The following is a 12,832-nucleotide window of genomic DNA, read 5'->3' as shown; positions in this document are numbered from 1 at the left end:
ATCGTCAGCAGCCCAATTCTGCGGCAACGGCGGCCACCGCAGCCATTGCGGGAACGGTTTTCTGTGCTTTGTGGTGCGCACTGAAGGGACTGCGCAATGCTTGGATGCATGCGCATGTCCCAGAATTTTACGCCGTAGCAGCGATGCCGTTCAGCGTCTGGTAGTCGAGATCCGAAAGCGTGATGTCGCGCGAGGCGACGTTTTCTTCTAGGTGATGCACTTTCGACGTTCCCGGAATGGGAAGAATGACGGGGCTCCGCCTCAGCATCCAGGCGAGTGCGATCTGTGTGGGAGACGCCTTGTACGAATGGGCGATCTCATCCAGGACGGAGCCCCGGCGGGTCAGCTCGCCCGATCCAAGCGGATACCAAGGGATAAAGCCGATGCCGTTTTGCTCGCAGTATTCGAGGACGTCCTCGCTTTGGCGATCGATAAGATTGTAGCGGTTCTGCACCGTGGCAACCTTGAAATACTTCGACGCTTGCTTGATCTGGTCAACTGAGACCTCGCTCAGACCCGCGTTCTCGATGATGCCGGCGTCGATCAGCTTCTTGATGGTGTCGAACTGTTCCGAAGCGGGGACACGCGCATCAATGCGATGCAATTGCCAGAGGCCGATACGCTCCACTCCGAGCCTTATCAAGCTACCGTGCGCTTGCGCTACTAGATACTCTGGGCGTCCGTTTTGGCCCCACTGACCCGGGCCACCGCGAGTGAGACCCGCCTTGGTTGCGACCAGCATCCCCGGGTACGGGTGCAATGCTTCTCTCACAAGCTCCTCGGAAATGTTGGGACCGTAAGAGTCGGCCGTATCAACGAAGTTGACACCCAGCTCCGGAAGACGCCGCAGTGTGTTCAGGACGCCCACGCGGTCCGTGGGAGGTCCCCACACGCCCGGGCCTGTGATCCGCATTGCACCGTAGCCGAGCCGGTTAATTTTGTAATTCCCGATCTCGAATTTCCTGTGATCGGCGGTTGGAGTCGTGGACATGCTGGCCTCCTTGATGTTCGGCAATCCGTGGCCGCAATGACGCGGCGACAGCGAACTCTACGATCAGATTATTGCGCCTGCAGATTTGTGAATTGTACGATCGCGCTCACGCATGAATGGCGGCAGAGATGGCGATTTTCCGCCCGATTGTCCAAGAACCCCGACTGTGACAGTGGTGATTTGCCTCCGGGTCGAAAGTCGCTTGTACTGCAGTGACCGTATTCCGCGGAGAATGCCCTGCCCAAGATCGTGCCCTCAACGGGGCAGGGGCGTTTTTGGGTTCACTCGCGAGAAACTGGTCTTATTAGCGGTGACCGACGAGGCATCCTCGGGAGTTGCCGCGTGAGCGGCATATATGTCTGCCTTGACCTTGTGACTGTCGACATCAATGGCAGCGTACGTGAGGACCGACACTATGCTCATGCCGTACAGGCCGACGACGATGAAGAACTCGAAGTTCTTTGGGGATTTTTGAAATTGCATGGAGCACCTCCGTACGACTGGCGCAATGCGACACGCCGGGCACGGGAGCGGTTAAGTGACGACGCCACACGTGGGTACACTTTGCGCTCGATTTCGGTGTTTGGGCGGCGGACTATCTCGTCCGCCGCGGATTGATAGCAGGCTGAAACGTCAGCCCTTGATGAAGGCCAGCAGGTCAGGGTTGATGACGTCAGCGTGTGTCGTCAGCATTCCGTGCGGATAACCCGCGTAGACCTTAAGCGTGCCATTCTTGAGGAGTTTGACCGACAGCTTGGCCGAGTCGTCGATCGGGACGATCTGGTCGTCGTCGCCATGCATGACAAGCGTCGGCACCGTGATCTTTTTCAGGTCTTCGGTTTGATCCGTCTCTGAGAAAGCCTTGATGCCGTCGTAGTGAGCCTTGGCTCCGCCCATCATTCCCTGACGCCACCAATTCTGGATGGTTCCCTGGGATACGGCCGCGCCGCTGCGATTGAAGCCGTAGAACGGGCCGGTCGGCAGGTCGAGGAAGAACTGCGCGCGGTTTGCTGCAAGCGCGGCTCGCAGCCCGTCGAAGACGTCGATCGGCAGGCCACCTGGATTGGAAGCGGTCTTGAGCATCAAGGGGGGAATGGCGCTGACCAGAACTGCTTTTGCGACACGGCCCTGAGGCTCGCCGAACTTCGCGACGTACCGCGCCACCTCGCCGCCGCCTGTCGAGTGACCGATATGGACGGCGTTCTTGAGATCGAGGTGCTTGTAGACGGCGTCCGCGTCAGCTGCATAGTGGTCGAGATCATGACCGTCGGCAACCTGGCTGGAGCGGCCGTGACCGCGGCGGTCGTGGGCGACAACGCGATAGCCGTGCGCGAGGAAGAAAAGCATCTGGGCATCCCAGTCGTCGGACGAGAGCGGCCAGCCGTGATGGAACGCGATCGGCTGGGCATCCCTCGGACCCCAATCCTTGTAGTAGATATTCACGCCGTCTTTGGTTTTCACGAAACCATCGGTCATCGAAAGTTCTCCGTTGTGGGTGGTTTGAGATTGCTTCTGTGCTGCGAGGCCGGGTGCCGCCATCGCAAGCGACGCGGCAGCGCCCGCCATAAGGGTCTGTCTACGGGAAAGGGGTAGGCTGAAATCGTTTGTCACCGGAGACTCCATCTCGGTCAGAGTTGATGGAGTAAAAGTACCTGCACCGGATGCGGGGATATTGTCACATCCGGCCGCATTGCGCCGTCAGGGCAAGTAGATGATTTCGGAGAAATCGTTGCGAGCGAGAGGTTCCATGCTAGCAACAAGATACTGTTGCTGGAGAACGAAGGAGGCGCCAGCCCGATTAGCTCGTCGTCAACAGCGACATCGAAATCGAATAGAAGTTTTCGAGCGGGTGATTGGCGTTGCTGACCTTCATCCTCAATACCGCGCCCTCGTACGCATCGATTAAGAAGCGGGCGAACTTATCCGGCTCAAGGCTCTTCGTGATTTCTCCGCTAGACTGGCCTTCCCGGATGGTTTCAGAAAGCAAATCAATCCAGTCCGTCAGCGATGCATTCAAGGTTTCTCGGAGCAGTGGGATGCTATCGGACGTTTCCGCGCTAAGATTGACGATCAGGCAACCCCGATTGCACTGCGTTTTTTCATGGCCTTCCAACAGGTGACGGAAGTGCCGCGCGATCCGGTTCAAGGGCGTCGCGCTACGATCCATCAGAATGTCACGTCTAGTCGAGGCGACGTAGTTCGCGACGACCTCGACTGCAAAGGCTTCCTTTGTTTTGAAATGATTGTAGAAACTGCCTTTAGGGACACCTGCTTGATCCACGATGTCCTGTACGCTGCAAGCTGAGTATCCCAGTTCGTGGAAACGATCTGCCCCGGCAATGACGAGCCTCTCCTTCGTCGTTGGACGCATTTGTGTCTCCTTTCCCGGTCGATCGGGGGTCATAAATCGCAGTATTTGGGGGGGATTTGCGACCTCAACGACTGCATTGAAGCCGCCGGCTTCCCATCAAAGTCGCCCGCAAATTGACGGTATCCTGCCGATTCGCGAAGTGCTCCCGCCAGCAGGGCGAAACGCTACACAGGCACCGTCTGATGCGCAAATACAGAAACCCGGCGCTGGTCGTTTAAAAGTGCTCGATTATACAATACCCCTGCGCGGCAGCCTGTTGGCTTGCTGTCCTGTTCACAGTGGGGGCCCAACATGAAAATCGGTTCTGTTAAGATCACAAGGATTGAGGAATATCGCGGTCCAGCTTTCATGCCGCAAGACCTGCTACCGGATTGGTCGGTCGACGCGGTCGCTCCGCATCTCAATTGGCTCGAACCGCGTTATCTTGACCGAGGAACCGGAAGGTTGGTGATGTCGTGCCACAGCTGGCTCGTAGAGACGGAGCATCACAAGATTCTCATCGACACCTGCACGGGCAATCACAAGCAGCGGCCAGGCGGAACTCCCTTGTTCGACATGCTGGACACCCCTTACATGCACCGGTTTGCGTCGACCGGGGCCCGCCCGGAAGAAATAGACTACGTCCTCTGTACTCACCTCCATGCCGACCACGTCGGATGGAACACCCGCCTTTCAAACGGGCGTTGGGTTCCGACGTTCCCGAACGCAAAATACGTGATGTCGAAGACCGACTACGATGCCCTCACGGTGGAGGGCGGCGGTTCGTTCGCAGCCTGGGGCTCTCTTTTATTTGAAGACAGCATCCTTCCTGTTGTCGAAAATCGCCAGGAGATGCTTGTCGATGGCGGTTTTCAGATCGGCGACAACCTCTTTGCGGAAGACTCTCCCGGTCATTCTCCCGGCCATCTTCTTTTCGCACTTCGGGATGACGACCGGGAAGGCCTGTTTATTGGCGACATTATTCATCATCCTATTCAGGTCTATTACCCTGAGTGGAGCAGCGCGTTCTGTTTCGATGCTGATCAAGCCACGAAGACACGTAAGGGCGTCCTTGAGCGTGCATTTGATAGAGGCAGTGTAGTGTTGCCAGCGCACTTCGCGGGGCGTGGCGCGTGCTGTGTTTCCCACAACGGCAAGGGGTTTGCATGCATAGGTCTCGGCGAAGAATCCTCCGCGATTTCCGATGCAGTGCATACCTTGGTGGGCTAGATCCCCGCTGAGACAGGCCAACTGTCACGAGGCGAGGAGGCGCTCTGCTGTTTGAAGCTCTATTCTCGGCGGCGTCTCGGGAAACGCTTTAAGCGCGTCTTCGATCAAACGCTTCGATGTCGAGTGTTCGTCATCCAGCAGCCATTCGGCGTTACTGTTGGCGGCTCTCAGTTGCCACAAGGGTGACTTCTGCGCAATCGCACCCGAGATCGCCCGGGAGTACAGATCGCGGGCGGCTGCCGGATCGTTGTGACGAGCGAGGTCACCTTTAATTCTGAGGAGTTCCGGACGGCACCAGCCCGCATTTCCCGCGAGCGCCCAATCAACCAAATAAGGACCCGAACGCTCTCCTGCAAGCGCTATAACGGTCTCCAGCCGCGCTCCATTGGTGTCTCCAACGAACGCGGTTTCGAATTGCCTCGTCGTGGCGTTTGATTCCGGGAACAGTAGCTCGAAGGCGTCGGCCCAAAGCTGCGATCTAAATATCGAGTGTTTCGTCGACAGTTCTCGAAGAAGCGTGTGGTGATGCCTCGCGGCCTGAAATTCGCCCAGACCGAAATACACCGGAAACGCGGAAACGTATATCGCAAGGCATATTGAGATCGCATCGTCCAGGTTCAGGGCCTCGGCAACGGCTTCTTCCGCGAGAGAAATCGCGCGTTGCGAAAATCCCTGGATCCAAGCGGTTTTGGCCATCAACATCAGTGCGACCGTTTTTTGATCGTATCCCGCACCGCTCGTCAGCGTGCGGCCGATCGGCCCCAGGGAAGCTTCGACGGCAACGGTGCAGAGATGATTGGTCTTCTCATGCTGCCCGAGAAAGTGGGTGTTCATGGCAAGAATTCTGCTACTCGCGCCATGAGCGAGCTTGCCAAATTTAGACTCCAGCCCGAGCGCGATCTCGGCGGCCTCCGCGTATTTGCCCTGGGTCGTTATGATTGCGCAACGCCCACTATGAGCCCTGACGATCTCTACGTGGTCACCGGTCGTCTCTGCGATCTCGGCCGCCTTTTCGAATTCCCGGATTGCTTGTTCATCCGCGCGCACCCCTCTCACATGAAAGAGCACGAGGCCGAGCGTCGAACGAAGCTGGGTCTCAATCAGGGGGTCAACGTCCGCGGTCGTTTCCATTAGCGCCACAGCCCGCTCGACGATCTTCAGTTGCTCGTCCATCAATCCGAGTTGTGTCCAGAGGATGTGGGATGCGGCAGCGATTTCGAAACACAACTTTCGCTGATCCGTGCCGAAACACCAGTCGAGGGCGGCGCGGATATCATTTATGAGATCGCCGTGCGCTTGGAGCCACTCGAACTTATCGAGATTTCGCCACCCAGCTTTCGCGTGTTCGAGTTCCGCGCAGACCCAACGAGCATGTGACAGGCCGCAGGATTCTCCGAACTCACTCGCGTTAAGCTGCTTACGAGCGAAAGCGCGGGTCATTTCCAATAGCCGGAGGCGTCCGTCGCCGCGAGATGTCGAGACTAGCGACTTCGACCGCAGTGCGGAAAGCGCGTCGGAGAACCTTTCTCTATCGAGGAAATCCTCGGCTATCGACCAGGCCGCCTCGCTTGTGAACGGTCCTGCGAAAACCGAAAGATAGTTGAGTAGAAGTCGCTCCTCAATCGTGAGAAGATTGTAGCTCCACTCGATTGTGGCCCTGAGCGTCTGCTGTCGGGGAGGGGCCGTCCTTCGACCACGCCAGAGGGTGTTTATCGGATCACTGAGGGAGGAAGCTGTGTTTTGAAGGCCGAGCCCAGCCACGCGGGATGCTGCCAGCTCGATCGCCAGCGGGATTCCGTCTAGCCTGCGTACAATATCGGCGGCAATTGAAATGTCTTTTGTTTCGGTGAGCCCATTCTGGCCGGTGGCGAAAATTAAACGTTCGTTGAAGAGTTCCAGGGCGGAAAAGTCGTTACAGGCGGACGGCAGGTCATCCTTCTTCGGAACGGCCAGACTCGGCAGCAGCCGGACCTTCTCCGAGGCGATCCTCAAGGGTTCGCGGCTCGTAGCGATTACTGAGGTGGAAGGCGTAAGTTGAAGAAGCCTGTCGACGATGTCGGCACATCTGTCGATCAGATGTTCGCAATTATCAAACACCAGAATGGTGCGCGAATTTCCCAATGCCTGGACGATGCCAGGCATTGGGTCCGACGAAAACACGCTCAGACCAAGCGACGAGGCCAGGTGCGATCCTATCAGTTCCCCATTGGAGAGGGCAGCGAGATCGAGAAACACGACGTTATCGTTCTCTGCGGCGAGGGAACGCGCGATTTCGATTGCTGCAGAGGTTTTTCCGATGCCTCCTGGCCCGGTGATGGTCATCAACCGCAGCGAGCGCATCAATTCGACAGTTTGTGCGATGAACTCTTCACGTCCGATCAGACGCAAGACCGTAGCGGGCAGGCCGTAGCGTTTCGTAAGCGCCGGACCTGCAGTGGAAGCATCGGTGACCGTGGCAACTGGCTTTGTAAACTTGTATCCAAGACCCGGTATGCTTTCGATACAGAGCGTTTGTTCGCCGTCGTAAATCGCCTTACGAAGGGCCACCATGTGAACGCGCAACGAAGCCTCGTCGACATATGTGCTTGGCCAGACGGTCTTGATAATCTCTTCTTTCGTGACGACCGATCCCGCCTTCTCCACAAGGCACGTCAGGACATCGAAAGCTCTTGCGCCGATGCGAATGGCAGCTTCGCCCTTGCTCAACCGGCGCTGGCCAGGATCCAGTTCGAATTCGCCAAACCGATAGATAGTCACATTCACCTCAAAATGGAACGCCGGCGCGGGTGCCAACGTTCGCAGCAGCCTATTGATCAATAGAGCACTTCAGCAAGACTACTGAAGTGGCAGCAATTCCGACAGCAACCAAAAATATGGGTGCGTCATTCACCTTCGCAACTACCCATGTGTATGGTTGAATGCACTTTGTTTGATGGTTCCGCTACTTTGGACGTCGGCGGACCATACATCGGCTTTAGTTGCAGGCTTCCAATATCACCGCTCAGGTCTTGAGGTGTGATTCAAATGTTGGGCTACATGTCTATAACAACCGAAACTGATCCGGGTCGCCTGGTTCACGTCTCGGCTGATGCGTATCCCATGTGGGGAAATCTGAGACCCGCCAATTTCGCAAACCTGCTCTCCAGCCAATCCGCTGTCGGTTCGGGTTGTTGGGCGAAACCTGATTGAATAGGGAAGGGCTTTGGTCGACGATAGCCGAATGTAGCGCTTTTGCCGCGGCGCAATCATCCAATTTTCAAAAGCGCGAGTCCGTTAATCATCGGGTATTCGATAACGGAGGTCGAGATGTTCGCTCCACATGAACTCGGCACGCCGATCCAGCGGCAGTTTTACAGTTTCGTCGAGGCCATCGGCTTTCTGTCGACAGCGATGACTGCGGAAGAGGTTTTGACCACGATACGCTCGGCCGCCAATGATCTGATGTCCGCAAGGGGAATCGTCATTCTCCGAAGAAGCGGAGACGATTACTACTGCGTTGCGGAAGACGCGTCGGTACCGCATTGGGTTGGCAGTAAAATCGATATATCTGAACGTGGACACGGCACGCCACGTGGGAGCGTCGGAGGAAGCTTGATACCCGAGGCGGCGTTTCCAGTGTCGAGCACAGAAACCCGGCACAAGCTCACAATGCTTCTTGCACCTGAGGAGATGGGTTTTGCGCTAGCGGTATATTGGCATCCGTGTCGAACGCCGACTGAGTTCGAGTTGAGGGTCGCGTCTGCGCTCGACATGGCCGGGTGCGCTGCTCTCAGGCGGCTGAAATTAGGAGCGGAGGTCATCGAGCTTAAAGAGCTCGTCGAATCCTCCAAATTGTCGCATCGCGAACTCGCCCACCGTTTAAAGAACGCATATGCCAGCGCAATTGGTGTCGCTAGGCTGACATTGGATGGCGACGCCGCCAGTGTTCTGGGAGCGCGCCTAAAGGCGCTGTCGGCGGTACATGACTTCCTCGATCAGGAAGCCGGGCAACCGTTGGATCTCGTTGATGTTCTAACCCGGGTGCTGGCTCCGTATCAGCGCTCACAAGGGAATCCGATTGCTATGGAGGGAGAGCAGATCTCTCTTTGCAGCTCTGATGCAACGATTCTTGGAATTGTGATGAACGAGCTCGCTACGAATGCCCTCAAGCATGGAGCGCTGTCGGTTCAAACGGGTCATGTGGAGGTCGATTGGCTGAAATTGGACAACTGGTTATCAATTCGTTGGCGCGAGCATGGGGCATGTGGTTCGGGCTCGCCAGTCGCGAGCGACGGAACGGTCCTTCTTCGTCGCTTGATCGAGGATCGTCTCGGTGGGCGCATCGATCGGGAGTTCAACGACAACGGCATTGTAATCCGGGTTGAATTCCCAGTTGTAGGGTAGGGTCAAGAAGGGTTACCTCCGCCGTCGTTGGACAAGCAGAACGGCCGCGCTTCGACACAACCGCCTCTCTCAGCACTCCAGCGAGTGTGCCATCGTATCAGATCGCCTGGGGCGCTACATCAAACTCTTTTCAGATGGCATCATAATCGCGAAGACATCAGGTCAGTGACCGTGATCAGATATCGACGCTTGGAAATATCCCTGTGAGGGCCGCGCGGAATCGATTCAGGTTCCTCGGCCCCTTTATTCGTTCTTCGCGTTCAACGAGCAGTCCAAAAGGCTCGTCGATGAAGAGATGAATATATTGCGTTCTTCTAAATTCTGAAATTCTTGAAGAACGCGCGATGTCCAACTGTTATTGTAACGGCTAAATGCTCCCGCCTGCAGCGATGACTGCCTCAGTCGTGTCGACATCGTGCAGCGCCGCCGTTCCGATTTCAACCTCGACAATCGGAAGTCCTGAACGTCGGATGATGTTTCGCGCTCCAACGTCGCCTTCAAGAGACAACAGGTCGCCAAACAGCAACCTTGGAATGACCACCGGGTTTCCGCGAACGCCTCGATGTGCTGCGACGACAACCGATTGTCCGTCGCAGGCAGCGAATGCGTCAACAAGCGCATTCAGATGTACCGTTGAAATCGTCGGCATGTCGGCCAGCATGACCAACACCCCATCTGCGGATTGAGCTACCGGCGTCGTCGTTCCAGCTATCAGCGAACTCGCCATGCCCAGGGAAAAATTGCGGTTATCGGCTATACTGATTGGAAGATCGACGAGAACCGCCACGATGTCTGCGGCCCGAAAGCCGACGACCACGACAACGGAATTGGCCTTGCTGTTGCAGGCACGAGAAGCACTCCGCCTGACCAGGGGGACACCCTCGAACTTTGCGAGGAGTTTCGTGTCCGCGTCACTTCCATAGCGTCTGGCCTTTCCCACTGCCAGTAGGATGATGGTGACTTTCGGGCGCTGCTCAAGAATATCAGTCAACTCCTTCTAAAGTGCGGACTTTCGTCCTGACATAACGCCGAGGCTGATGACTTGATTGGACGTTTCGGTCGCGTAATGGCCTAAAAATGGCGATCAATGGCGGCCCGATCATGACTGTGCCTTCACGGCTTGGATGACGGCGGCAATCGTGGCCGCATCCGCGCCGGATGCGACCCTGACGATCGCCCGCCGATCTCCAGTTCGATTACGCTGACCTCACGCGGCCTGCCGACCACGCATCAGACAAGCCACTGAAAATAAATGTTTGTTGACGCGACTTCCCAACATCGCGCCACGTCAACTTTCTGTGTTGTTCCCGTTGCCGGCACCTGCTTGCAGTTCGCTCCGCCGTCTCAAACCACCGAGTCCATGGGCCGCCAAGAGACCGATCGATGACTTTCACGACGACTCGGGACAGCAAAAATGCTCGACACTTACACCACTGAAAAGACAAGAGACCGCGCCCTGCCGTTCTTCTTGACGTCAGACTACACGAGCGCATCGCGACCTCCCTCGGTGACCTGCCCACATTCAAGACCAGCAAGCTCGTCAGTGAGGTGGATGTTCGACGGATCGGATGCATAGGGAAAGAAACGGGCAATCCGTTAAATACGAGTTTGTTCCATGGCTTTGTTCTCGTTCTGGTGTCGTTCTGTTTGGGGTACTGTCATCGCTGTGAAAGTTGACTACGTGAAAGCAATGCTAAGCCGCGCCTTTTGCATTTGATTTCCAGGGAACCATCGTTTGAGAGGGCGGCCTGACGGAGACAGTCTGTTCGTCCTGAATCCGGGACGGACGCGATTTTGTGGTATATCTCCCCGCGCAGGCGATCCAATTCGAAGTCCAAATCTTGGTCGACGACACCGCCCACGCACCGGTAGAGTAAAATGTCCGGCCCGCTCGTAGTTTCAAGCGACACCTTGAGAGACACAGTTGAATTTCGGTGGCCGCATTGGATATCGGATGGCTCACTACCCGAGCGGAGCGCGGATTCGATAGCTGCACGCCAATCAGCTTTGCACCAACGGATGTAGTTCTCATCAATCCGGATCCGCAGATAGCCCGTGTCCGAGTGGAGGTCGTCGCTCTCTTCCCAATTAAGATGCACGAAAATCTTGCTTGTGAGTTCGAAGAGTCGATCAGGATAGGTTAAGTCGCGAAGGATCACGGGCACCTGATTGTCGATGGCGAAGACGCTGCGGCACTCGCGAAGTGCGTCAGCCAGTTTTGCATTCCCGGAGCCATAGCCGTAGCCCCCATGGAACTTATCTCCAGCGGTCGGTTTGCGAACTTCAAAAGCGCCTCCTTTGTCCTCGCGGTTTCCTCCATTTAGGTATCCGCAAAAAGAGTGGGCTTCGCCTTCGCTGCCGTAGCCAAAGAACGCTGGTCGGCCAGGTTGGGCAATACACCACCATTCATCGCCTTCTAAGTCTTCCATGACGGCGTACCGGCCACCCCATGGCTCGTCTCGGTTTATAACCTGCCAAAAGATGTCCCATTGGCTGCGGGCCTGAATCCCTGTCGGTTGCCACTCCCCCCATTTTCCCCACTCCAGTTCCCATAGTTCACCCGGACGAGTGGCAAAACGGAAACTATTACCGTCGACCTCGAGCAAGACTCGCGCCGCATGGTGGTATTCAAGGCCCCGCTCAAGGTAGTTGCCGGCGTCATCGACCACGGCAAAGTAGAAGTTCGTCATGATATTCTTCCTGTTTTTGGTGATGCGCTTGCCGAGCGGGTCACTATCACGCGCGCAGCGTGGTTGTCGGCGTGGCGGATGTGACAACTGGCTAGGATTGTGGCCCGGCCTAGTCGGAGAGTGCGAGTGCCTCGATTACTGTTGCGGAAATATACTTGATGGCACAGAAAGGAATTCTGGACGCCAGTAAAGGCTCCGCCTGCTATTCTATGATGCGAACGTGCCCTACGTCTGTGATCCACTGCATAGTTTCAATCCAGTCCGTCGATCGCATGAATTCGATAAGCTCACCGCGAGTTCGAACGCCTTCATCCTGAAGCCGCAGGCTTTCAACGATATCCTCACCTCCGGGATTGATTGGTAAACAGACCTGCCACCCTAAGGCATCGTAACAGCATGCGAGCATCAAGCCAGGGCGCAACTCTTCATCGAGGCGGGCAGGAGTATAACGTTTAACAAGATACCCCAGGAAGTCGTCGCTTGCGGCTCGCAGAAGTTTATAGTCGGCAACGCTCATTGGGCGATCTCCTCCGCGAGGCCGCCCAATGGAATCTCCATTTCCAGGACATTCTGAAGGTGCTGGGGGAAACGGTCATCTGACCCCTTTTCGATGCGATTGCCCGCTGGGGCCAGAGTGTCGGTTACGATGAGATATCGATCATCGCCTGCGTTGTGGATGTCTACTAGATACATCTGACGCGCCTCCTTCATTGGTGTCAGTGGCTGAAGCAGACCGGACCTTGGGTCGATTGGCAAGAGGGAAAATTTAAAAAAACAAAGAATAATCAGATGCTTATGTTACAAATTGCACGCATATGGCATATGCGTGCAATTTGTAACTAACGGAAAAGTCCGTTGAGTAAATGAGATGGCTGCTCAGGGTTCCGACTGCAATTTTCTACTGTTCGATGGTGCAGGCCGTATATGCGAGCACGTCCTGCGACAGCACTAGCGTCGGAAGACGCAATGCTCGTTGGCTCGTATGCGGATCAGGCAGAATGGACCGCTCTCTGCGCAGCCTCCCGGTCGCTCACGTTACAGGCATGCAGTCGGCCACCGTTCACGGACGGACTTCTGCGAACAGCCACGGCTTCCGCCAGTTGGCACAGCCCGAGCGGATGCCGCAGCCGCCGAAATGGGCGACTATGACCTCGAATGGCTGCCGGGCGTAGATCTGCCATGGGTGTT

General features: G+C 56.3%; 10 protein-coding genes. 2 read left to right on the top strand and 8 right to left on the bottom strand.

Annotation, left to right across the window (positions count from 1 at the left end; all coding sequences use genetic code 11):
- Nucleotides 1–127 precede the first annotated feature (127 nt).
- The 4 genes from PH552_RS27590 to PH552_RS27575 form a co-directional block, all read right to left on the bottom strand.
- A complete protein-coding gene (locus tag PH552_RS27590) occupies nucleotides 128–991 on the bottom strand; it encodes an aldo/keto reductase (protein WP_113249297.1) in 864 nt (287 codons plus the stop codon).
- 255 nt (nucleotides 992–1,246) lie between these two features.
- The gene (locus tag PH552_RS27585) at nucleotides 1,247–1,474 is read right to left on the bottom strand and encodes a hypothetical protein (RefSeq protein ID WP_113249296.1); all 228 of its coding nucleotides are present in this window, start codon (nucleotides 1,472–1,474) and stop codon (nucleotides 1,247–1,249) included.
- Between the two features lie 150 nt (nucleotides 1,475–1,624).
- Nucleotides 1,625–2,614 carry an alpha/beta fold hydrolase gene (locus tag PH552_RS27580; RefSeq protein ID WP_113249295.1) on the bottom strand — a complete coding sequence of 330 codons (990 nt, stop codon included), beginning with the start codon at nucleotides 2,612–2,614 and terminating at the stop codon, nucleotides 1,625–1,627.
- A 175-nt stretch (nucleotides 2,615–2,789) separates the two neighbouring features.
- Nucleotides 2,790–3,362 (bottom strand): TetR/AcrR family transcriptional regulator, encoded by a 573-nt coding sequence (locus tag PH552_RS27575; RefSeq protein WP_113249294.1) that lies wholly within the window; start codon nucleotides 3,360–3,362, stop codon nucleotides 2,790–2,792.
- A gap of 291 nt (nucleotides 3,363–3,653) precedes the next feature.
- Here PH552_RS27575 and PH552_RS27570 point away from each other — a divergent pair, with 291 nt between their 5' ends.
- Nucleotides 3,654–4,571 carry an MBL fold metallo-hydrolase gene (locus PH552_RS27570; protein ID WP_113249293.1) on the top strand — a complete coding sequence of 306 codons (918 nt, stop codon included), beginning with the start codon at nucleotides 3,654–3,656 and terminating at the stop codon, nucleotides 4,569–4,571.
- A 24-nt stretch (nucleotides 4,572–4,595) separates the two neighbouring features.
- Here PH552_RS27570 and PH552_RS27565 read toward each other — a convergent pair whose 3' ends face one another.
- Nucleotides 4,596–7,388, bottom strand: coding sequence for an ATP-binding protein (locus PH552_RS27565; RefSeq protein WP_112756725.1), 2,793 nt, complete (start codon nucleotides 7,386–7,388; stop codon nucleotides 4,596–4,598).
- A 489-nt stretch (nucleotides 7,389–7,877) separates the two neighbouring features.
- Between PH552_RS27565 and PH552_RS27560 the strand changes: the two genes are divergently transcribed.
- Nucleotides 7,878–8,954, top strand: a complete 1,077-nt coding sequence (locus PH552_RS27560; RefSeq protein WP_285166435.1) for a sensor histidine kinase — start codon at nucleotides 7,878–7,880, stop codon at nucleotides 8,952–8,954.
- A 367-nt stretch (nucleotides 8,955–9,321) separates the two neighbouring features.
- Here the strand turns inward: PH552_RS27560 and PH552_RS27555 are convergent, their stop codons facing one another.
- From PH552_RS27555 to PH552_RS27545, 3 genes are all read right to left on the bottom strand, one after another.
- Nucleotides 9,322–9,945 (bottom strand): nucleotidyltransferase family protein, encoded by a 624-nt coding sequence (locus PH552_RS27555; protein WP_285166433.1) that lies wholly within the window; start codon nucleotides 9,943–9,945, stop codon nucleotides 9,322–9,324.
- Between the two features lie 667 nt (nucleotides 9,946–10,612).
- Nucleotides 10,613–11,644, bottom strand: coding sequence for a hypothetical protein (locus PH552_RS27550; protein ID WP_113249289.1), 1,032 nt, complete (start codon nucleotides 11,642–11,644; stop codon nucleotides 10,613–10,615).
- A 202-nt stretch (nucleotides 11,645–11,846) separates the two neighbouring features.
- A complete protein-coding gene (locus tag PH552_RS27545; RefSeq protein ID WP_113249288.1) occupies nucleotides 11,847–12,161 on the bottom strand; it encodes a hypothetical protein in 315 nt (104 codons plus the stop codon).
- Between the last annotated feature and the right edge of the window lie 671 nt (nucleotides 12,162–12,832).

Source organism: Rhizobium aureum (assembly GCF_030182495.1).
In the GTDB taxonomy this organism is placed as follows: Bacteria; Pseudomonadota; Alphaproteobacteria; order Rhizobiales; family Rhizobiaceae; genus Rhizobium; species Rhizobium tropici_C.
The sequence above is the reverse complement of the archived record's forward strand: the minus strand, read 5'-3'. Positions and strand labels throughout refer to the sequence as shown.